The organism is Pelagibacterium halotolerans B2 (genome assembly GCF_000230555.1).
In the GTDB taxonomy this organism is placed as follows: Bacteria; Pseudomonadota; Alphaproteobacteria; order Rhizobiales; family Devosiaceae; genus Pelagibacterium; species Pelagibacterium halotolerans.
On record NC_016078.1, the window covers coordinates 936,117 to 956,359 of the forward strand.

Here is a 20,243-nt window from a genome sequence, read left to right on the forward strand (position 1 = left end):
TGTCCGTGACAATGCGCGCAGAGGATAATTTCCACCCTGCGAACCTTTCGCCGGTCCCGCGCGTTGATGCAACGGGTTTCACCGATCGGAAACGAACAATGCCTCAACGCCGCTTTTATCTCGTTCTCAACGTCAATTCGGGCACGGTCCAGGCGCTGGGCGTGACGTCCGACGACCTCAGGGCGATGTTTGCCGAGCACGGCATGGAGGTGACCATCGACGCCGACCCCGATGCCCAGTTGTCCGACCGGATCGAAAGGGCCATCCACAGCGACGCCGATACCATCATCGCCGCGGGCGGAGACGGCACGGTTACCGCCCTGGCGACCGCAATTATTCAATCGGACAAGAATCTTGCCATCCTGCCGCTGGGAACGGCCAATCTCCTTGCTCGCGATCTGGGTGTGCCCCTTGATCTCAACGAGGCGGTAAGGGCCCTGCGCGACATGGAACCGCTGGCCATCGATGTTTCGGAAGTCAATGGCGTCATTTTCCTGCACAAGGCCGTCATCGGCGTCATTCCCGAACTGGCTGCGGGCCGGGAATATATCCGCGGGCAGGGTGTGGGGGCCAAGATCGGCTTCATGCGTTATTTCTTTCGCCGCATTTCAAGAGCCCGCCGCCTCGCACTGGAAATCACCACCGGAGATGGCCAGTCTCGCGTCGAACGGGTGCAGGCCATAGCGGTTGCCTCGAACGCCTATGACGAAGGATTGGGCAGGTTCTTCCATCGCGACAAGCTCGATACGGGTCTCTTGACCATCTACGTCCTGCGCCACCTTACGGTCGGCGACGTTTTCAGATTGGCCACCGGCATGCTGGCCGGCCATTGGCGTGACTATGAGGCGCTCGACATTTCAACGGCGCGAACCGTCACCATCCGTTCAAAAAAGCCACGGCTTCAATTGATGATCGATGGCGAAGTTCAGTCCATGGAGGTCCCCTTGCACTTCAGCATTTACCCTCGTGCCCTCTCGGTGCTGGCGCCGCTTCAGGCCGTCAAGGAAGAGATCGCCGAAGAACAGTCCGAGGCTGCCACTCAGCCAGGAGCCGCGGGGCAGCCCGCCTGATGCGACTTGTCCATCTCTCCGACCTGCATTTCGGACATCACGACGAGGATGTCGTGGCCTCGATGGCTGCCGAAATCGCCGCACAAGACCCCGACCTCATCGTCGTTTCAGGTGATTTTACCCAGATTGGAACGGCGTCCGAATTTGCACGGGCGCGCGAATTTCTCGATGAGCTGCCGGCGCCCTTCATCTCGGTCCCCGGCAATCACGACGTGCCCGAGCGCAATCTCATAAAGCGCTTTCTCAATCCCTATGGCCACTACCGCAGATATATCGACAACGAACTCGAGCCGTTCTTCCACGATAACGGCGTCGCCCTGGCCGGGCTCAAGACATCGCGCCGCGCCAATATCCATTCGCTCAACTGGTCCGATGGCGCCATCAGCAAGAACCAGCTCGAACGGCTGGAAGCGCGGTTTGCGCGGGTGCCGGCCGAAACCGTAAAGGTCGTGATCGCCCACCATCCTCTCATGCATCCAGAAGAGCCGATGGTTCGCCATCAGAACAAGGTCCGGCGGGCAAACAAGGCCCTCAAGGTCTTTTCGCGTATCGGCGTGCGGCTGGTCCTCTCGGGGCACTTCCACATGTCTTATGTGCGACGTCACGCTCATGCAGGCGAGGTGCGCGAGGCGGTGCCGACCGGGCCGCGCGAGAGCAGCGAGGGCCACATTCTGGTCGCTCAGGCCGCTTCGACCACCTCGACCCGGCTGCGGGGCGAGCCCAATGCCTACAACCTCATCGACATCGACGGGCAGGCGATAACCATAAGAGTGCGCGAGTGGCTGGGAGAGGGCTGGACGACCCGGGAAAAGGCACAGGAGTCGGCGTGAGACGCACGCTCGACCTGCGCACCGGCAAGCCGGTCTGGCTCGGCTACCGGACGACCAAAATCCCCGAACATCCTCTTGAGCGCGACATCAGAACCGACGTTCTCGTCGTGGGGGCGGGGATATCGGGCGCCATGACAGCCGACCTGCTTACCCAGGCGGGTCACGATGTCGTGGTGATTGACCGCCGTGGAGCGCGTCGGGGATCAACCCCGGCCACGACCGCGCTCGTCCAGTATGAAATCGATATGCCGCTTCTCGAATTATCGGCCAGCATCGGAAGCGAAAAGGCCCTGCGCGCCTGGCGTCGTGCCCGGCTGGCCGTGCTCAACCTCAAGAGTCGCATCGAGGAATTGGGGATCGATTGCCACATGGTCCCGCGTGAGACCCTCTATCTCGCCGGCAACGTGCTGACCGGCACCGCGCTTCGGGAAGAGGCCCAGGCGCGCGCCGCGGCCGGTTTGTCGGCCCGCTATCTCACCGCCGGGCAATTGGCCGACGCCTACGGCATAAAGCGGGAGGGGGCCATCGCGAGCCGGGACAATCTCGCCCTCGATCCGGTGAGGCTCACGGCCGGCCTGCTCGAAAGATCCATCGCGCGCGGGGCGCGGCTTCATGCCCCCGAGGAAGCTGTCGATTTCGTCCAGAGCGCCGACGGCGTTCGCGTGTCCATGAAATCAGGACACCGGATCGAGGCCGGCCATGTCGTTCTGGCGACCGGATATGAACTTGCCGATATCGTCAAAGATACGCGGCATCGAATCATTTCCACCTGGGCCATCGCAACCGGGCGCCAGCGCAAATCGGCTCTCGTTCCCGGTGAGCCGCTGATCTGGGAAGCCTCCGATCCCTATCTCTATCTGCGCACCACCCATGACGGGCGTATAATTTGCGGCGGTGAAGATGCCGGCTTCGAGGACGAGGAAAAGCGCGATGCCCTGCTGGCCGAAAAGACGGCACGGATATCCCGAAAGCTCGCAAAGCTGTTGCCCGCAATAGATCCTGAGCCGCAATATGCGTGGGCGGGCAGTTTCGGAAACACCACCACCGGGCTCCCACTGATCGGGCCGGTGCCGCACCGGCCAAGGATATTCGCGCTGATGGGCTATGGCGGCAACGGCATCACCTTCTCGCGCATTGCCGCGGAGCTGATCTCGACGGCGCTGGCCGGTCGAATCGATGCCGATGCGGATATTTTCGCGTTTTGACAGCCTGCCCAATCGGGCCCGCACCAGCGTCATATCAGGCTTTTTTTGTCCAATGCGGCCCGCGCAGGCTGCCAACCGACCTCAAAACCGCTTTTATCGCGTTGACAAGTGAGGGTGTTCCCAGTTTATCGGGCGACACTCACATCAATTTCCGAGAGGCTGCATGCGGCTTGTTTTCGTAATCCCCGCCTATAATGAAGAGGCAATGATCGGTCAGTGCCTCGATGCGGTGATGGCTGAAATCAGGCGCAGCGGGCATCCTGCGGACGTGATCGTGGTCGACAATGCCTCGACTGACCGCACCAATGAGATCGCTTCGTCATACGCCGGGGTGACCGTGGTCAAGGAAACCAACAAGGGGTTGGTCCATGCGCGTGCGGCTGGATTTGCGGCGTCCGCGGGCTACGATCTCGTTGCCAATATCGATGCCGATACCATGGTGCCTCCGGGCTGGCTGACCACCGTTTTCGATGAATTTGAAAAACAGCCCAAACTCGTCTGCGTGTCCGGCCCCTATCATTATTACGATCTCAAGCGATCCCAGCTCGCGCTGGTCGAGGTGTTTTACTGGTTCACCTACCTCACCTATATCGTCAACCGCTTCGTCCTGCGCGTCGGTTCGGTGATCCATGGCGGCAATTTTGTCTTCCGGCGCTGGGCGTGGGAGCAGGCCGGCGGCTATGACCGCACCATCGCTTTTTACGGGGAGGACACCGACGTTGCCGTGCGGCTCTCCAGGATCGGTCCGGTCAAATGGACCCACAGGCTGCGCATGAACACTTCGGGCCGTCGGATCGAGAAGGAGGGCATCATCCGGACCGGTCTGGTCTATGCCAAGAACTTCTTTTCCATGACGTTCAGGGGAAAGCCGGCCACGGTCGACTATCAGGACATCCGCGAATAAAAAGTCTATGCCAGCGTGTCGGGATCGGCGATGCTGATCCGTCTTAATTCTGTGGGGCCGATTGCCCGCCAGAACATTTGAGGACGACACAATGCCCAAGATGATATTTCTCAATATCCCGGTCTCTGACCTCGCCGTCGCGACCCGTTTCTACGAGGCCATCGGCTGCACCAGGAACGAGATGTTCTCCAATGACGATGTCTCGTCCATGGTCTGGTCCGAGGAAATCGTATTCATGCTTCTCACGCATGCCTATTTCTCGACCTTTACGACCAAGACCATCCCTGACGCCCATTCGACGGCGGGTGTCCTGATTGCGCTGTCTATGGACAGCCGCGAAGCGGTGGATGATATCAACAGACGCGCGGCCGAAAACGGTGGCAGGACCGACATTCGCGAAACCCAGGACCTGGGCTTCATGTACGGCCGCGCCTTCGAAGATCCCGATGGGAACATCTTCGAACCGGTCTGGATGAACATGGACGAGGCGTCGGGCGCTCAATAGGGGAGGATCGATATGTCCGATACCCACGAGATAGGCTGTGATTGCGGCCAGGTGTCCCTGACCCTCCACAAGGAACCGTTCATTTCCACGGAATGCCACTGCACGAGTTGCCGCACCGCGGGCGAAGCGCTCGCGGCGCTGCCCTTGGCCCGCCCCATGCTCAGCCCCAACGGCGGCACCCCCTTCGTCCTTTACCGCAAGGACAGGGTCGTGTTCGACAAGGGGCTGGACCTGCTTGCCGCCTACCGGATCAGGACGGACTCTCCAACGCGCCGCGTCCTGGCGTCATGCTGCAACACGGCGATTTTCCTGGAGTTCCAGCATGGGCACTGGCTCAGTTTCTACAGCAGCCTGTGGCCCGAGGGCTCATTGCCGCCACCGGCATTAAGGACGGTCGTTTCCGATCGCCAGGGCTTGCCGCCGCTGGATGACGACATTCCCGCAGGAAAGCTCAGGACGGCGGGCTTTTTTGCCCGGCTGTTGGGCGCATGGATCGCCATGGGGTTCAAATCGCCGGTCATCGCGCTGTCACAGCCCGACAAGACCCTTGCAGATATTGCTGCATAGAGCCGGATCGAGGCGGGCGGCAATGCCGCTACGCCTCCTCCAGTTCTCCCAGGATCGTCGGGATAAGCTCGCTGACCGTGGGGTGAATATGCATGATGCGTTTAAGGTCCGTATAGCTCATGCCTGACGCGATCGCGTCGAGCAGCACATGGATCGCCTCGTCGCCGCCAACCCCGAAAATCGCCCCGCCGAGAATTTTGCCGCTGTCTGCGTCGACGACGGCCTTCATATAGCCGGCGCTTTCACCTTTTTCCTTGGCACGCGACACCCGCGTCATGGGGCGCTTGCCGACAAGCACGCGATGGCCGTGCTTTTTGGCTTCTGCCACCGTCATGCCGGCGCGGCCCAGCGGCGGGTCGGTGTAGAGGGCATAGGCATCGGTTCGCGCCTCGACCGAACGGTTCGCGCCATCCAGATTGTCGGCCACGATTTCGTAGTCGTTATAGGCCGTATGCGTGAACGCGCCCCGTCCGTTGCAATCGCCCACCGCCCAGATACCCTCGACAGAGGTTTCAAGCCGTTCATTGGTGATAATATAGCCCCGGTCGTTCGTCGCGATGCCGGTCCTGTCGAGCCCGAGATCGTCGGTGTTGGGCTTGCGCCCGATGGCCACGAGCACATGAGAGCCTGTGATCGCCGGGGCACCCTCCGTGCAATTGACTTTCACGACGGGGCCTTCGCCGGACCGTGAGAAGGCGATGCAATCGGCATTGAGCCTGATGTCGATGCCCTCGGCGGTAAGAATGTCGGCGACGGTTTGCGAAGCGTCTTCGTCTTCGCGTTTGACCAGCCGGTCGCCGCGCTCGACTATGGTGACCTTGCTGCCGAACCGGGCAAACATCTGCGCGAATTCCAGCCCGATATAGCCCCCGCCCACAACCACGAGATGGCGTGGCACCTCCGACAATTCCAGAATGGTGCTGTTGGTCAGGATGTCGATATCGTCGATGCCCGGATAATCGGGAATGACAGCACGTCCCCCGACATTGAGGAAAATGCGCGGCGCTTCGAGCGTGCGCTCGCCCACGGTGATGGAATGGTCGTCGACAAAGCGCGCGTGCCCCTCGATCAGCGTTAGGTTTTCGGTCCCGGTCAGCCAGTCGCGAAGGCCCGAGCGGGACGCTTCGACCACCCCGTCCTTGCGGCGCCGGACCGCCGCCATATCCACAGCCACCGGCCCGGAAAGCGTAACGCCATAATCGGCCGCCCGGCGGGCCATATGGGCGGCATAGGCGCTTGCCACCATGGTCTTGGTCGGCGTGCAGCCGGTATTCACGCATGTTCCGCCCAAAAGCTTGCGCTCGATCAGCGCGACCTTTTGGCCTTGCCCGGCCAGCCGCGCGGCAAGCGATGGGCCGGCCTGGCCCGCGCCGATAACGATGGCGTCGAACCGCTCCGTCATGCCGCCAGCCACACGACAAGCAGGGCGAGGATCACGGCGATTGCATCCTCGAGCAGCGCGATGGGCCGGTCGTTGCCGCCATTGGATGCCACGAGGCGTCTCCGGGCTTCATAGCCACCCAGCGTGCCGATGATCGCGCCGACGATCCCCGCGATGGCCCCGCCGATCCACATGCCCGAGGGCAGGCCGAGAACGCCGCCCGCCAGCGCGCCCATGACGACCCGGGCACCAAACTGGACAGGCACCTTGCGGCTGGGCGTCTGCGGCAATTGGTCGGTGACGAATTCGCCCAGCGCGACCAGTGTGAAGATCACAAGCGCAATCGGATGGCCGAGAAATGCAAACGGCGTGGCCGACAGGTCGATCCAGCCCAGAAAAGCCGCCAGACTCAGGGCCGCGGCCGGCGTCATCGCCCGCAACCCTGCAACAATTCCAAGTACGAGAGAAAAGAGGAAGATCATGTCCATGCCCTCAAATTGAAGCATCCAGATTAGCACCTGTTCCGGTGCGAAGCGAGATGGGATGGCGTCACCCACTTCCCAAAGTCCTGACTCGGTGTTAATGACCCTCGCCAACCCAAAGCCGGTGTGAGTCTACCTCCCGCGCCGGCCAAGCGGACAATGCGGGCACGGCGGATCGGTCATAAATCCGATGGCGCGGCACGCTAAACCATCGACATTCATCCGTTCCATGATGAAGGGCACGAAAGGGGCTGGCCTTGGCGAAGATTATTTCCTCAATCACTGGTGATGCGGCACTGACATTTGACGACGTGCTGCTCCAGCCCGCCCGTTCGGACGTGCTGCCGACCGATGTCGACATCAGGAGCTATGTCACAAAGGACATAGCGCTCAATCTGCCGATCCTGTCCTCGGCCATGGACACCGTCACTGAAGCCGGTATGGCGATTGCCATGGCGCAGGCGGGCGGGATGGGCGTGATCCACCGCAACCTCACCCCCGAGCAGCAGGCCGAACAGGTCAAACAGGTCAAGCATTTCGAATCCGGCATGGTGGTCAATCCCATCACCATCGGCCCCGACGCGACACTGGCCGATGCCTATGCGCTCATGGACCGCTACAAGATTTCCGGTATTCCCGTGGTCGCCAATGGCGGCACCGGCGGGCGCAATAACGGCAAGCTGGTGGGTATCCTCACCAATCGCGACGTGCGCTTTGCCTCCAACGATCGCCACAAGATTTCCGATCTCATGACCCGCGACCAGCTCATCACCGTGCGCGAGGGCGTGAGCCAGGAAGAAGCCAAGCGGCTTTTGCACCAGCACCGCATCGAAAAGCTGCTCGTCGTCGACGAGCACAACAACTGCATCGGGCTCATCACCGTCAAGGATATGGAAAAGGCCCAGCTTCACCCCTCGGCCATCAAGGACGCGCAGGGCCGCCTGCGGGTCGCCGCCGCTTCAACAACGGGCGACCAGGGTTACGAGCGCTCCATGGCGCTGATTGAAGCCGGCGTCGATCTGCTGGTTATCGATACCGCGCACGGCCATTCCGTCCGTGTCGCCGAGGCCGTCGAACGCGTCAAGCGCGAGAGCAATTCCACCCGTATCGTCGCCGGCAATGTGGCGACCGCAGAGGCGACCAGGGCGCTGATCGATGCGGGCGCGGATTCGATCAAGGTTGGCATCGGCCCGGGCTCGATCTGCACGACCCGCATCGTTGCAGGGGTCGGCGTGCCCCAGCTTGCAGCCGTGATGGCTTGTGCCGAAGAGGCCGACAAGCAGGGTGTTCCGGTGATCGCCGATGGAGGCATCAAGTTCTCGGGTGATCTGGCCAAGGCACTGGCCGGCGGCGCATCCGTGGCTATGGTCGGCTCCCTGCTTGCCGGCACCGATGAAAGCCCCGGTGAGGTCTATCTCTACCAGGGGCGCTCCTACAAATCCTATCGCGGCATGGGCTCGGTCGGTGCCATGGCGCGCGGCTCGGCGGACCGCTATTTCCAGCAGGAAGTCAGCGATCAGATGAAGCTGGTGCCCGAAGGGATCGAAGGCGCTGTGCCCTACAAGGGGCAGGCCGGTGCCGTTTTGCATCAGCTCGCCGGCGGCTTGCGGGCCGCCATGGGCTACACCGGCGCCAGGGATCTCGAAACTTTCCGGCGCGAGGCCACGTTCGTCAAGATAAGCTCCGCCGCCTTGGGCGAAAGCCACGTCCATGACGTGACGATTACACGCGAGAGCCCCAACTATCGCGGAAAGTAGCCTCATGAGTCTCGCCACCCTGCTGATCCTGCTTGCGCTGTGGATGCAGGGTGCGCTGACCCTGGCGCTGCTTTTTGTCCTCGGCCGGCGACGTGTGCCGCTGGTCATGGAAAAGAAGATAGCGGTGCGCGATATCGCGCTCGACAAGAGCCCATGGCCCGAGACGGCGAGAAAGGCCTCCAACGCCGTCGACAACCAGTTCCAGCTTCCGGTGCTGTTTGCGATCGGTATCGGGATCGCGCTCTATCTCGGCGCGGGTTGGCCGGAAGCGGTGCTGGCCTGGGCGTTCGTTGCCAGCCGGATTGTCCACGCGGCAATCCATGTTACGTCCAATCACGTCTATAGGCGCTTCTTCGCCTATGCTTTCGGCTTCCTCGTTCTCATCGCACTCTGGATTACAATCCTTGTGCGTCTCGTCCTCGCATTTCAAACGGTCTGACCTATGGCTCTGGCAACGCGTATCGACACCATTTTCGTTCCGGCACTGGATACCGACGGTGCCGCCAAATGGTACGCCCGCATGTTTTCAATGACCGAGATATTCCGCTCGGGCGGCTATATCGGGCTGCGGTTCGATGACGGAGAAGCAAAGGCAACCGCCCTGACGCTGATTCCGACCGATACGATCAGCAACACTTATGTCGCGTTCAATCTCTTCAGCCCCGATCCGGAGGCGCTCCGAAACGCGCTCATCGCCGATGGCCGGGAGGTGACGGAGATCCACGACGCCCCGTCAATGCGTTGGTTCGATTTTATCGATATCTCCGGTGTCCGCGTCAACGTCTGTTCGTTTGGCGAGGCAAACTGATGCGTCTTCCCGGACGAATGGCCGCTGCCATCGAAGTGCTCGCCGATATGGAAGCGCGCAAGCGGCCCGCTTCTGAAGCCCTCAAGGGCTGGGCACTCGAGCACCGTTTTGCAGGGGCGGGCGATCGCGCCGCCATTGGCAACCTGGTTTACGATGCACTGCGCAAGCGGGCCAGCCATGCCTGGCGCATGGGCGAAGATACGCCCCGCGCCCTGGTCCTCTCGGTTGCGGTCAAGGACTGGAATCAGGACATTAACGCTCTCAACCAGGACTTCAGCACCGACAGGTTCGCACCGGAATCGATTTCGGAGGCCGAGGCGCTAAGGCTTTCTTCCGACTCTGTTTTTGACGCCGCGCCCGATCACGTGAAGGCCGACGTGCCAGAATGGCTGGCCGCGCCACTCGAGCGCAATTTCGGTGCCGATTGGGTCGAACAGGGCAGGGGCATGGCCACACGCCCGCCGCTCGACATGCGCGTCAACCGTCTGAAAGCCGAACGCACCCGTGTGGAAAAATCCCTTTCCCGCTTCGCCCCGCAGCCAACCGCCATTGCGCCGGACGGCCTCCGCCTGCCATCCGGCCCCAACGATGCCCGCACCGCCAATGTGCAGGCCGATGAGGGCTATCAGAAAGGCTGGTTCGAGGTTCAGGACGAGGGGAGTCAGATTGTGGCCCTGCTGGCCGGCGCGCAAATGGGCGAGCAGGTGCTCGATCTGTGCGCCGGGGCAGGGGGCAAGACCCTCGCCCTGGCTGCCGCCATGGGCAATACCGGGCAGATTTTCGCCTATGACACCCAGCGGACGCGGCTTGCCCCGATCCATGAGCGCCTAAAGCGCAATGGCGTGCGCAACGCACAGGTTCGCAACCCCGATACCGGAGCACTCGACGATTTGGTGGGCAAGATGGACCGTGTCGTGATCGATGCCCCCTGCACCGGTACGGGCACATGGCGCCGCCGTCCGGATACAAAATGGAAGCTCTCGCCGGCCCAGCTCGAAGCGCGGCTCGCAGACCAGATTCAGGTGCTTGACGAGGCGACCCGGTTTGTAAGACCAGGCGGTGAACTCGTTTACATCACCTGCTCGATCCTTCCGCAGGAAAACGATGACCAGATTGCAGCGTTTCTCGAACGCCACACCGGCTTCGAGCCGGTTTCGCTGACGGCGCGCTGGGACAGCCTGTTTCCCCATGCGCCCAACCCCCTCAGCACCGGCCCGGACGCGATAACGCTCACCCCCGCCACCACCGATACCGACGGCTTTTTCTGTACCGTGCTCCGGCGCAATTGAGCCGGTCGAGGGAGGTATTTGAAATATTGGCCATCGTCATATCCGCCCCGAGTGAACCAATTTGAATTGGGTTGCGTTTAAGGGGCATGACACATGCTTCTCCACCGTTGGACATAAAACGACCCCGCGCCCTCGTGACGCTGGGGGTCTTTTTGGTCGTCGTCATTGGCGTGGGCGCTCTTATCGGCACCCAGACAGCGCCGGGACCTTGGTATGCGGGACTGGAGAAGCCACCCTTCAACCCGCCCAACTGGATATTCGGGCCGGTCTGGTTCACGCTCTATGTGCTTATTGCAGTTGCGGGATGGCGAACGTTTCTTGCAGCGCCCTTCAGCGCTGCGATGGCGCTTTGGACAGGACAGATGATTTTGAACTGGGCCTGGTCACCGGCCTTTTTTGCCGCGCAAAGTCTGTGGCTGGCCCTGGCGATCATCGTCCCGATGCTGGTGCTGATCCTTGCCTATAGTGTTAACAGATGGCGCAATGACAGGGTTTCTGCCCTGCTTTTCGTGCCCTACGCGGCCTGGGTGAGTTTTGCAACTTTGTTGAATGCATCTCTCATCGTGCTGAATACGTAAGTATAAATCCTGTTCACATGGCAAATAGCGCGTAAAAAACAATATAAAGTTTGAATAAAACTGCCCCTCCCATCTTATTAATAGTCAAATTTGAAAGCGGCATCCTTTTGGGATGTTGCCAGGAACCCAAACACAATTTCTAGTTGAGAAGGCTGTCAGGTCCATAGAATCTGGCATCGACGATGGCGCTGTCGATTATATTCGCGCCATTGCCCGCCAACTCAACATATCGCACCATCACCTCCACCGCACGTTTGCGGCGGCGGTCGGGGAGCCTCCCGGCGCGTATCGGCGGCGCATCAGCATGCACGCCGTCGCCTTGAGGCTGCAATGGTCGCGTGAGCCGATCGGCCGCATTGGATATGCGGTGGGCTATGCAAGCCAGGCTGCCCTGACCCGCGTATTTGAGCGGTTTTTCGGCATACTGCCCGGGCGCTACAGAACCGCCTACAGTCGGGCGCGTCTCGCCCTCCCGCCCGTCGATCATGCCCAGTTCGTGCGCGCGGATGATGGCTTGCCTCTGTTGCTGCTTGCCAAGCGATATCGGGGACATATCGAAGAGATCGACGATTTCTGGGACGATTTTCTGACGCGCTTCGGGCCGGTGCTGGGCCGCTACTCGTCGCCACTGAGTCGGGTGGGGCTGATCTATAACGACTGGCGTGCCGATCCCGACAACCTCGTTCGCTATGATTGCGGCGCAGTCGTCAGCGATGTGGAAGCTCTGGACATGCAAAATCCCCCCGACGGATTGCATATCGTGCTCACTCGGGAGCGTGAATATGCAGGGTATCGTTTTGCGGCGCAAAGCTACGACCGCAAGCAGGCTTATGTCGAGGTGGGCGACAATCTGTTCTACCGCAGGTCGCTGGACGTGACGGAGGACCCCGCAATCGAGGTGTTCGATGAGGCGGGAAGCGGAAAAACCACGCTGCTTTATGCGGTTGAGTAGTGAAATTCACACCAACGTCAGCCAAAAATAGGTGCTCAGATCAACTGTGAGCAAACGGCCCCTTCAAGGTTGAGCATCCTTGCGGGATGCTTCAGGGAATCGAAACTCAATTTCTGGTCGAAAAGGCCGTCAGGTCGATAGAGTCCGGCATAGATGATGGTGCGGTCGAGTATATTCGCGCCATAGCGCGCCAACTCGATATCTCCCACCATCACCTTCATCGCACATTCGCCATCGCGGTCGGCGAACCGCCCGGGGCGTATCGCCGGAGGGTCAGCATGCACGCGGCCGCCCTGCGTCTGCAATGGTCGCGCGAGCCGATCGGCCGCATCGGATTTGCCGTGGGCTATGCGAGCCAGGCTGCATTCACCCGCGTGTTCGACCGGTTTTTCGGCATCCTTCCCGGTCGCTACAGAACCGCATATGGACGAGAGCGCACCGCGGTCGCGCCGGTCAGGAACGCGCAGTTCGTTCAAGTGGATGACGGCATGCCGCTCCTGCTTCTGGCCAAGCGCTATCGGGGCTATTCCGAGGACATCGACGGATTCTGGGACGATTTCCTTGTGCGATTCGGTGACGTGCTCGACCGCTATTCCGCGCCGCTGCGGCGGGTGGGACTGATTTACAACGACTGGCGTGCCGATCCGGACGGGCTCGTGCGCTACGATTGCTGCGTGGTGGTCAACCGCGTTGAGGCCGTGGATATGCGCCAGGCACCCGAGGGATTGCACCTGGTTCTCAGCCGCGAGCGCGAATATGCCGGATACCGCTTCCCGGCCCGGCTGTACGACCGTCGGCAAAGCTATGTCGATGTGGGCGACAGCCTGTTTTACCGGCGGTCCATGGCGGTGACCGAAGATCCGGCGATCGAGTTGCACGATGAGACCGGAAGCGGAGAAACGACGTTACTATATGCAGTTGAGTAGGGTGAACGTCACATTAAAGTCAGGTAAAAATAGCCACCGATATCAACTACGAGCAAACGTCAAGTTTGAAGCTGCGCCATAGTCGACTCGCGAATTACTTTACCCCTCGATGATTTGGGGGCAATTTTGGAGGCGAGTTATGAAAAAGTTTCTAACGACGGCGTCGATTGCCGTTCTTCTGTCTTTCGGAGCCACGCAAGTTGCGCAGGCCCAGCTTGGTGGTCTCCTTGATATCAGCACCGATGACGGGCTCGAAATCAATCTGCTGGACGACACGGCCAAGGTTCGCCTGGGCGGCGGAGACAATGATGTTCTGGACGTGAAAGTTCTCGACGACGGCGAGGGCGGTTCGCTTGCCAATGCCAATGTCAACGCCGGTCGCGACAGCGTTCTCGGCGTGGATGCCGGTCTGCTCGATGACAACGTGACCGCCAATGTCGATGTTGGCGGCGACGACGACATTCTCGATGTCGATGTCGGTGTCGGCGGCAACGGTGGAAACGGCGGCAATGGTGGTAACGGCGGCAACGGCGGGAATGGTGGCAACGGCGGAAACGGCGGCAATGGTGGCAACGGCGGAAACGGTGGTGTCAACGGCGGCGGAAACGGCGGTGGCAACAACAACAACAACAACGGCAGCCGCTTCGCCAGCTCCGATCCGAGCTGCATGGGCGTCGACCCCTACACCCTGATCCAGATGTTCGAGCAGTCGACCCTTTCGGGTTGGGACAATGCCAGCAACATCCAGATCCAGGCTCTGCGTGTCTGCCCTGATATCCGCTCCTATATCGCCGATTACTTTGCCGGCAGCGGCAAATATCAGCAGCTCCAGAACCTGCTGCGGTCCGATCCTCTCGTTGCCGCTTCGCTGAGCCGCTCCAGCTATGACACGAGCCGCGTGCTTGGCGTCACCCGCCAGTCCTCGAGCCTGACGGTCTTCGTCTTCTAAGCGGCTCTCACAAACAAAGGGCCACTCGTTGACGAGAGAATCCGCGCATTTCCCCCAAATGCGCGGATTTTCATTGCCTGGGATTAATTGACTTCGGCGTCGCGGGCTCGCGGCCAACTTGCGTAGCCCGTCATGTACGAAACCGCGTCGCCGATGGTGTCGGCCCATACCGACCATTCATGGTCACCATCCACAACCCGGTATTCCACATTGGTAGGCTGATGCTCACGCAGGCGCTGGTAGAGAACCGCGGCATGATAGGCAATGTCGAAGGTGTCGTGATCGCCTGAGTTGATATAGAGCGGCACCACCGTATCCTGTTCGAGATATCCTTCAATGAAGCTGGGCCAGTTCAGGCTGTCCCACACCTCCTGATCGAAGGCTCCATCGGTTTGGAAAACCACGGAACGATGGGCCGACGAATGCGACGGCGGCGTCGGGTCATAAACGGCGGGGCTCAATGCCGCGGCCGAAACGAACATGTCGGGATACTGCAGCACGAAATTTGTGGTGCCGAATCCGCCCGCCGAAAGCCCCGCGATCATGCGGCCCGACCGCTCGGTGATTACATTGTATTGGTCTTCGACATGGGGGATCAGGTCGTCGAAAAATGCCGTCTGCATCGGCTCGTCGTTTCCATCGGCCCACCAATTATTGCCCCCACCCGGCATGACGACCACAACGGGGGGGATCTCGCCATCGGCGATCAATGCGTTGAGCGTGGGAACCACCTTTCCGCTGGTCACCCAGTTCTGTTCATTGCCGTTGGCCCCGTGCAGCAGATACAGAACCGAATAATCGAGGTCTCCGTCCTCATAGCCCGCGGGCAGATAGACGGTGTAAGGAAAGGCCCGGCCCAGCGCTTCGGACTCGAACGTTAGGCGCTGCACCGACTGGCCCAGGACAGGGGTGGCCAGAACCAGCGTCGCCGAAGCGCAAAGGGTCAGGCGAAAAATCGCATTCATTGTAAGCTCCTCAAACAAACAGGTCTTGTTGCCCCTGGCGAGTGCCAGGGGAGAGAGGCCGCTTCCGGCGGCGGGTCGGTCTATGCGCCGACCGGCATGTGTCTTTTTGACGCTGTAGTGGCCTCCACGGGCAATCCGCCCGACCTCCCCGACGCGTTCCTCCATGTCGGAATGGCAATTCAGACGCTAGAAAGATTGCTCGGGTGTCGACAAGGATAAATGCGCATGTCCGGGCATGCGGCGCGCGCGGTTGTGCTGGATTTGTCCCCAAACGGTAACAATCAGGGCAAATCCGTGTTCCGTTTTCCACCCGCGAGTTGTTGGGAAAAAAATGAACCACCCCGGATGCGAGGGACATCCGGGGTGGCTGCAAAAGGCCTGAGGGCATGGGACCGCAACTGGCCTTTTGACCGGGATTGCGCGGAGTGGGACGCCTTGGGGGACCGCGCAGAACCCGTTTTCACTCGGCCGCCCGACGGGTCGACCGTCTGCCTGCCACTTGCCCTAACAACGTCAAAGCCGCCTGTGAGTTGCAAAAGGGGTTGCATTATTTGCGCCCATCGGGATTGTCGCGTTTCAGGTCGCTCTCCCCATTGCCTGAACGCCCGATTCCAATTAAAGGCTCGCCATGCAGAACGACGCGCCCACCGATACCATCCTCATCGTAGATTTCGGTTCCCAGGTCACCCAGCTCATCGCCCGCCGGGTCCGCGAGACCGGGGTCTATTGCGAAATCCACCCTTTCAGCTCCGCCGCCGACAAGCTCGAAACGCTCAAACCCAGGGGCATCATCCTCTCGGGCGGCCCGGCCAGCGTCATCGAGGATGGCTCACCCCAGGTCGATCGGAAGCTGCTTGAGTATGGCGTGCCCGTACTCGGCATCTGCTATGGCCAGCAGGCCATGTGCGTTGCACTCGGCGGTGTGGTGGAGCCGGGCTATGTCCGCGAGTTCGGTCGCGCCGAAGTGCGGATCGAAAAGGACTGTTCGCTTTATGACGGGGTCTGGGAGCTCGATCACTCCTACCAGGTGTGGATGAGCCACGGCGACAAGGTTTCCGAAATTCCCGACGGCTTTGCCGTGGTCGGGACCTCACCCGGCGCCCCCTTCGCCATGATCGCCAACGAGGAGCGCAAGTTCTTCGGCGTCCAGTTCCACCCCGAAGTCTATCACACGCCCGATGGCGCCAGGCTCTACGCCAATTTCGTGCACAAGATCTGTGGTTGCGACGCCAGTTGGACCATGGCCGCCTATCGCGAACAGGCAGTGGCCGCCATACGCGAACAGGTGGGGGACAAGAAGGTCATTTGCGGCCTGTCGGGCGGCGTGGATTCCTCGGTGGCCGCCATACTCATCCATGAGGCGATCGGCGACCAGCTTACCTGCATCTTTGTCGACCACGGCCTGCTGCGCAAGAACGAGGCCGATGAAGTCGTCTCAATGTTCAGGCATCAGTATAATATCCCGCTGGTACATGTTGATGCCTCGAAGGAATTTATCGGCGAGCTGGAGGGGGTTGTCGAACCCGAGGCCAAGCGCAAGATCATCGGCCGCCTGTTCATCGAGACCTTCGAAAAAGAAGCGCACAAGATCGGCGGCGTCGAATTTCTCGCCCAGGGCACGCTGTATCCCGACGTTATCGAATCGGTCTCCTTTACCGGCGGGCCCTCGGTCACCATCAAGAGCCACCACAATGTGGGCGGGCTGCCCGAGCGCATGAACATGAAGCTCGTCGAACCCCTGCGCGAACTCTTCAAGGACGAAGTGCGCAAGCTGGGACGCGAACTGGGCCTGCCCGAGCATTTCGTGGGGCGCCATCCGTTCCCCGGACCCGGCCTCGCCATCCGGCTGCCGGGCGGCGTCACACGCGAAAAACTCGATATCCTGCGTCAGGCCGATGCCATCTATCTCGACGAGATCCGTAAGGCCGGGCTCTACGATACGATATGGCAGGCTTTCGCCGTGCTGCTGCCGGTTCAGACGGTGGGCGTCATGGGCGACGGTCGCACCTATGAAAGTGTCTGCGCCTTGCGCGCCGTCACCTCCGTGGACGGCATGACGGCCGATTTCTACGCCTTCGACATGAATTTCCTCGGTCGTGCCGCCACCCGGATCATCAACGAGGTCAAGGGCATAAACCGCGTCGTCTATGACGTGACCTCCAAGCCCCCGGGAACCATCGAGTGGGAGTGAGCCGGGTTCGCCAGAACCCGCATCCTGCCGGGGCATGACCGGCCATGGGGACGAGGAAACACCTATGCGGCTTCGATCGTCCTGTTGCCGGAAGCGGCGGCGTCGGCTGACGCGGAAAACTGCAACTTGATGAACGCCCGGTAGGCGAGGATCTGCTGAACCAGGCGTTCGGGGTCGTTCGTGACCTTTGCCATGATGATGCCCCCGTCGATGACGCAGGAGAGCATTTCCGCCATCACGGCAATATCCATGGGCTCGCGCGGCGGACAGGTGGCGGCTATAGCCTCCAGATGTCCGAAAATGCGCGCGTTGACGCTTTCGATCGCTTCGCGGTTGAGCGCGACGACACCACGATCGAAGAGCCGTTCCTGGTAGCAGATCGAGGCGATCATGCAGCCGGGATGGCCGCCCGGCAGGTCCGACATCAGCTCGGCCAGAAGCTTGAGCCCGATAAGGAAGGCTTGCAGCGGATCGTCGGACAGTTCGGCACCACGGCCGAAAACCTCATCGAGGATGCGCTGGTCTTCCGTCAGGTATCGGCGCAGCAATTGATGCGCCAGTTCGTTCTTGTCCTTGAAATGATAAAAGAACCCGCTCTTGGTAATGCCGGCTTCCGCGATCACCTCCTCGATGGAAGTCGCGCCGAACCCCTTGGCCAGCACCGATGCCTCCGCCACTTCCAGAATGCGTTCGCGCGTTGCCTCACCCTTGCGCATGGTCGGCCTCCGAAAACTGTACTTGCGGTACGAAAACGCGAGGCCGATACTATAGGCGGTTTCGGCCGCGCTCCACCAGACAATACGTAACCCTTTGGCGTTACGGCGAAATGTGGCGCGCCTCACGCGCAGTACCACGCGTTTTCTAGTTTTTCCGCATGCGATCTGGGACAAGCCGGCCCTGAAGGACGCAGTCGTCGTCCATGAAAGATCGAGGAGAAATTACAATGTCGAAATATCGTCAGGCCCTGCCGCAAGCCGATGGCAGGCTGTTTTTGAGTGATGGCGGAATGGAAACCGCGCTCATATTCCTGCAAGGGGTCGATTTGCCCCAGTTTGCTGCCTTCGTGCTGCTTGAAAGCGAGAGCGGGCGCGCCGAACTGGTCAGATACTACGAGAAGTTCCTGCCAATAGCGCGCGACAGGGGTGTCGGATTCCTGCTCGATACCGCCACCTGGCGGGCCAGTCTCGATTGGGGCAGGTCGCTTGGTTTCGATGCCGACCGATTGACCGCGGTCAACATTGCTGCCGTCGAACTCATCGCCGGGCTGCGCGGCAGGTGGGAGACCCCCACGACGCCGATCGTGCTCAATGGGGCCATCGGCCCGCGTGGCGATGGCTACAAGGCCGGTCGCATGGACGTTGCCGAGGCCCGGGACTACCACGCCTTTCAGGTCGGAATATTCGCCGGCACGCAGGTCGATATGGTCTCGGCCATCACCATGAACACTGTGAACGAAGCGGTGGGTATCGCATTGGCCGCCAAGGCGGCCGATGTGCCGTGCGTGGTGTCCTTCACCGTCGAGACCGACGGCAAGCTTGTCGATGGCACCACGCTTCGCGCGGCCATAGAAGCGACAGAGGAGGCCACCGGCGCCTCGCCGGCCTACTACATGGTCAATTGCGCCCATCCGACCCATTTCGAGCAGGCGCTCGAGCGGGACGAAGCCTGGGTCGGGCGCATACGCGGAATCCGCGCCAATGCGTCCGCCAAGAGCCACTCCGAACTCGATGACTCCGACACGCTCGATATCGGCGATATCGTCGGGTTGAGTGGGCACTACAAGGCGCTGACGAGCGCGTTCCCATCGATGCGCGTTCTCGGAGGGTGCTGCGGAACCGATCACCGGCATTTGGCCGCCATCGGTGAGGCCGTCGCGCCGAACTGATCAGTGAGCCCTGTGGCCCGCCTGCCTGGCGGGCCTCAGCACTGCCCGCCATGCCGGTCCCGTATGGAGCGGCGATAATCGGACGGGCTCATGCCCGCCAGCTTGCGGAAGCTCGAATTGAAAGCCGAGAGCGAGCCGAAGCCTGAATCCATGGCGACCTGCAGCACGTTGACATCGCCGCGCAGCAGCAGCGCCTGCGCATAGGAAAGGCGCAGCAGGCTCACATATTCATTGAGCGTCATCCCGGTCGATTTCTTGAAAACGCTCATGGCATATTTGGGATGGATATCGACCGAGGACGCGATTGCGCTCGAATCGATATCGTGCCGGAAATTCTCGGCGATATAAAAGCAGATTTCCCCGATGTTCTGGAAGCTCTGCCGGTCGGGCGCCTCCGATGGCGCCGTGTCGGTCGTTGCCGCATCGAGCAGATTGTAGCGGTCGAACTGGATGCGCTCGATCCGCAGCAGCAATTCGTCGATGGCGTGGCTGACCTTCACCGGGTCGTCCGAGCGTAGATAGTCCGACCAGCGCGCAAAGGACCTGTCGTCCCCCTCGTCATGCTCGGCTGCCAGAAGGGTTGCGCCGCGCATCAGCCTTTGCTGGATATCGGCCGGCAGTCGGAGCCTGAAAAAGTGCACGAGCGGCAGATGAATGGCGATGAACATCGCGTTTTCGCTGGTGTCGAGCACCTGATGGGGCAGGCCGCCCCAGAACAGGCAAAGATCGCCCGCGTCCAGATGCACGCAATGCCCCTGCATCTGATAGTCGACGGTTCCGGAAAACACGTAGTTGATCTCGACCTGCGCATGCCAATGCGCCGTCGGCATGATACCCGGCTGCTCATGGCTGATGACGAGCTGGTTGGGCACGCCCTCGACAGTGCTTTTGAGCGGGTTCCAGTAGCGTTTCTGGCCGATCTTACTTTCCAACGACTCCCTCTTCCCTTTTCGTGAGACGCCGGTTGTGAACTGTGTAGTTTAAAACCGGCCCGTGCAT

22 protein-coding genes are annotated in these 20,243 nt (G+C 60.9%); 16 read left to right on the plus strand and 6 right to left on the minus strand.

The window, feature by feature from the left end:
• Positions 1–98: 98 nt before the first annotated feature.
• From KKY_RS04610 to KKY_RS04635, 6 genes are all read left to right on the plus strand, one after another.
• Positions 99–1,070, plus strand: a complete 972-nt coding sequence (locus KKY_RS04610; RefSeq protein ID WP_139304971.1) for a diacylglycerol/lipid kinase family protein — start codon at positions 99–101, stop codon at positions 1,068–1,070.
• The gene (locus tag KKY_RS04615; RefSeq protein ID WP_014130145.1) at positions 1,070–1,900 is read left to right on the plus strand and encodes a metallophosphoesterase family protein; all 831 of its coding nucleotides are present in this window, start codon (positions 1,070–1,072) and stop codon (positions 1,898–1,900) included. Before KKY_RS04610 ends, KKY_RS04615 begins: the two co-directional genes overlap by 1 nt.
• Positions 1,897–3,105, plus strand: a complete 1,209-nt coding sequence (locus KKY_RS04620; protein WP_014130146.1) for an NAD(P)/FAD-dependent oxidoreductase — start codon at positions 1,897–1,899, stop codon at positions 3,103–3,105. The genes KKY_RS04615 and KKY_RS04620 overlap by 4 nt, the downstream gene beginning before the upstream one ends.
• Before the next feature lie 163 nt (positions 3,106–3,268).
• A complete protein-coding gene (locus KKY_RS04625; RefSeq protein ID WP_014130147.1) occupies positions 3,269–4,009 on the plus strand; it encodes a glycosyltransferase family 2 protein in 741 nt (246 codons plus the stop codon).
• Between the two features lie 91 nt (positions 4,010–4,100).
• Positions 4,101–4,514 (plus strand): VOC family protein, encoded by a 414-nt coding sequence (locus KKY_RS04630; protein WP_014130148.1) that lies wholly within the window; start codon positions 4,101–4,103, stop codon positions 4,512–4,514.
• A gap of 12 nt (positions 4,515–4,526) precedes the next feature.
• A complete protein-coding gene (locus KKY_RS04635; protein ID WP_014130149.1) occupies positions 4,527–5,081 on the plus strand; it encodes a GFA family protein in 555 nt (184 codons plus the stop codon).
• A gap of 28 nt (positions 5,082–5,109) precedes the next feature.
• Here the strand turns inward: KKY_RS04635 and KKY_RS04640 are convergent, their stop codons facing one another.
• Positions 5,110–6,483 (minus strand): FAD-containing oxidoreductase, encoded by a 1,374-nt coding sequence (locus KKY_RS04640; protein WP_014130150.1) that lies wholly within the window; start codon positions 6,481–6,483, stop codon positions 5,110–5,112.
• On the minus strand, positions 6,480–6,968 hold the full coding sequence (locus tag KKY_RS04645) for a DUF4126 family protein (protein ID WP_014130151.1): 489 nt from the start codon (positions 6,966–6,968) through the stop codon (positions 6,480–6,482). The genes KKY_RS04640 and KKY_RS04645 overlap by 4 nt, the downstream gene beginning before the upstream one ends.
• A 233-nt stretch (positions 6,969–7,201) precedes the next feature.
• Here KKY_RS04645 and guaB point away from each other — a divergent pair, with 233 nt between their 5' ends.
• The 6 genes from guaB to KKY_RS04675 all read left to right on the plus strand — a co-directional run bounded on the left by guaB (position 7,202) and on the right by KKY_RS04675 (position 12,328).
• Positions 7,202–8,701 (plus strand): IMP dehydrogenase, encoded by a 1,500-nt coding sequence (gene guaB / locus KKY_RS04650; RefSeq protein ID WP_014130152.1) that lies wholly within the window; start codon positions 7,202–7,204, stop codon positions 8,699–8,701.
• Positions 8,702–8,705: 4 nt separating this feature from the next.
• A complete protein-coding gene (locus tag KKY_RS04655; protein ID WP_014130153.1) occupies positions 8,706–9,140 on the plus strand; it encodes an MAPEG family protein in 435 nt (144 codons plus the stop codon).
• 3 nt (positions 9,141–9,143) lie between these two features.
• Positions 9,144–9,509 carry a VOC family protein gene (locus tag KKY_RS04660; RefSeq protein WP_014130154.1) on the plus strand — a complete coding sequence of 122 codons (366 nt, stop codon included), beginning with the start codon at positions 9,144–9,146 and terminating at the stop codon, positions 9,507–9,509.
• A complete protein-coding gene (locus tag KKY_RS04665; protein ID WP_041528588.1) occupies positions 9,509–10,798 on the plus strand; it encodes an RsmB/NOP family class I SAM-dependent RNA methyltransferase in 1,290 nt (429 codons plus the stop codon). Before KKY_RS04660 ends, KKY_RS04665 begins: the two co-directional genes overlap by 1 nt.
• 86 nt (positions 10,799–10,884) lie before the next feature.
• The gene (locus KKY_RS04670) at positions 10,885–11,376 is read left to right on the plus strand and encodes a TspO/MBR family protein (RefSeq protein WP_050811655.1); all 492 of its coding nucleotides are present in this window, start codon (positions 10,885–10,887) and stop codon (positions 11,374–11,376) included.
• A 226-nt stretch (positions 11,377–11,602) separates the two neighbouring features.
• Positions 11,603–12,328, plus strand: coding sequence for a helix-turn-helix transcriptional regulator (locus KKY_RS04675; RefSeq protein ID WP_244404063.1), 726 nt, complete (start codon positions 11,603–11,605; stop codon positions 12,326–12,328).
• Positions 12,329–12,363: 35 nt separating this feature from the next.
• Here KKY_RS04675 and KKY_RS20800 read toward each other — a convergent pair whose 3' ends face one another.
• Entirely contained in the window at positions 12,364–12,612 is a 249-nt protein-coding gene (locus KKY_RS20800) for a hypothetical protein (protein ID WP_244404096.1), read from the minus strand.
• Between KKY_RS20800 and KKY_RS04685 the strand changes: the two genes are divergently transcribed.
• Both KKY_RS04685 and KKY_RS19450 read left to right on the plus strand, forming a co-directional pair.
• Positions 12,562–13,254: a helix-turn-helix domain-containing protein gene (locus KKY_RS04685; protein WP_244404064.1), complete on the plus strand. Its 693-nt coding sequence runs from the start codon at positions 12,562–12,564 to the stop codon at positions 13,252–13,254. The two genes, KKY_RS20800 and KKY_RS04685, sit on opposite strands and share 51 nt — an antisense overlap.
• A 139-nt stretch (positions 13,255–13,393) precedes the next feature.
• Positions 13,394–14,203 carry a hypothetical protein gene (locus KKY_RS19450; RefSeq protein ID WP_014130160.1) on the plus strand — a complete coding sequence of 270 codons (810 nt, stop codon included), beginning with the start codon at positions 13,394–13,396 and terminating at the stop codon, positions 14,201–14,203.
• A gap of 83 nt (positions 14,204–14,286) precedes the next feature.
• On the opposite strand, the gene KKY_RS04695 is transcribed toward KKY_RS19450, so the two are convergent.
• Positions 14,287–15,168 (minus strand): alpha/beta hydrolase, encoded by an 882-nt coding sequence (locus tag KKY_RS04695; protein ID WP_014130161.1) that lies wholly within the window; start codon positions 15,166–15,168, stop codon positions 14,287–14,289.
• A gap of 628 nt (positions 15,169–15,796) precedes the next feature.
• Here KKY_RS04695 and guaA point away from each other — a divergent pair.
• Entirely contained in the window at positions 15,797–17,359 is a 1,563-nt protein-coding gene (guaA, locus tag KKY_RS04700) for a glutamine-hydrolyzing GMP synthase (protein WP_014130162.1), read from the plus strand.
• Positions 17,360–17,421: 62 nt separating this feature from the next.
• Here the strand turns inward: guaA and KKY_RS04705 are convergent, their stop codons facing one another.
• Positions 17,422–18,075 carry a TetR/AcrR family transcriptional regulator gene (locus KKY_RS04705; RefSeq protein ID WP_014130163.1) on the minus strand — a complete coding sequence of 218 codons (654 nt, stop codon included), beginning with the start codon at positions 18,073–18,075 and terminating at the stop codon, positions 17,422–17,424.
• A 227-nt stretch (positions 18,076–18,302) separates the two neighbouring features.
• On the opposite strand from KKY_RS04705, the gene KKY_RS04710 reads away from it, so the two are divergent.
• Entirely contained in the window at positions 18,303–19,244 is a 942-nt protein-coding gene (locus tag KKY_RS04710; protein ID WP_014130164.1) for a homocysteine S-methyltransferase family protein, read from the plus strand.
• Between the two features lie 35 nt (positions 19,245–19,279).
• Here KKY_RS04710 and KKY_RS04715 read toward each other — a convergent pair whose 3' ends face one another.
• Complete coding sequence (locus tag KKY_RS04715; protein ID WP_014130165.1) at positions 19,280–20,176, minus strand: helix-turn-helix domain-containing protein; 897 nt, start codon at positions 20,174–20,176, stop codon at positions 19,280–19,282.
• Positions 20,177–20,243: the final 67 nt, after the last annotated feature.

What these genes read in the sequence shown, in the direction of transcription:
- KKY_RS04695 (WP_014130161.1), bottom strand. Translation starts at nt 15,168, where the DNA reads ATGAATGCGATTTTTCGCCTGACCCTTTGCGCTTCGGCGACGCTGGTT.
- KKY_RS04660 (WP_014130154.1), top strand. Translation starts at nt 9,144, where the DNA reads ATGGCTCTGGCAACGCGTATCGACACCATTTTCGTTCCGGCACTGGAT.
- KKY_RS04670 (WP_050811655.1), top strand. Translation starts at nt 10,885, where the DNA reads ATGACACATGCTTCTCCACCGTTGGACATAAAACGACCCCGCGCCCTC.
- KKY_RS04645 (WP_014130151.1), bottom strand. Translation starts at nt 6,968, where the DNA reads ATGCTTCAATTTGAGGGCATGGACATGATCTTCCTCTTTTCTCTCGTA.
- KKY_RS04655 (WP_014130153.1), top strand. Translation starts at nt 8,706, where the DNA reads ATGAGTCTCGCCACCCTGCTGATCCTGCTTGCGCTGTGGATGCAGGGT.
- KKY_RS04615 (WP_014130145.1), top strand. Translation starts at nt 1,070, where the DNA reads ATGCGACTTGTCCATCTCTCCGACCTGCATTTCGGACATCACGACGAG.
- KKY_RS19450 (WP_014130160.1), top strand. Translation starts at nt 13,394, where the DNA reads ATGAAAAAGTTTCTAACGACGGCGTCGATTGCCGTTCTTCTGTCTTTC.
- KKY_RS04710 (WP_014130164.1), top strand. Translation starts at nt 18,303, where the DNA reads ATGTCGAAATATCGTCAGGCCCTGCCGCAAGCCGATGGCAGGCTGTTT.
- KKY_RS04665 (WP_041528588.1), top strand. Translation starts at nt 9,509, where the DNA reads ATGCGTCTTCCCGGACGAATGGCCGCTGCCATCGAAGTGCTCGCCGAT.
- KKY_RS04640 (WP_014130150.1), bottom strand. Translation starts at nt 6,483, where the DNA reads ATGACGGAGCGGTTCGACGCCATCGTTATCGGCGCGGGCCAGGCCGGC.
- KKY_RS04630 (WP_014130148.1), top strand. Translation starts at nt 4,101, where the DNA reads ATGCCCAAGATGATATTTCTCAATATCCCGGTCTCTGACCTCGCCGTC.
- KKY_RS04635 (WP_014130149.1), top strand. Translation starts at nt 4,527, where the DNA reads ATGTCCGATACCCACGAGATAGGCTGTGATTGCGGCCAGGTGTCCCTG.
- guaA (WP_014130162.1), top strand. Translation starts at nt 15,797, where the DNA reads ATGCAGAACGACGCGCCCACCGATACCATCCTCATCGTAGATTTCGGT.
- KKY_RS04705 (WP_014130163.1), bottom strand. Translation starts at nt 18,075, where the DNA reads ATGCGCAAGGGTGAGGCAACGCGCGAACGCATTCTGGAAGTGGCGGAG.
- KKY_RS04610 (WP_139304971.1), top strand. Translation starts at nt 99, where the DNA reads ATGCCTCAACGCCGCTTTTATCTCGTTCTCAACGTCAATTCGGGCACG.
- KKY_RS04625 (WP_014130147.1), top strand. Translation starts at nt 3,269, where the DNA reads ATGCGGCTTGTTTTCGTAATCCCCGCCTATAATGAAGAGGCAATGATC.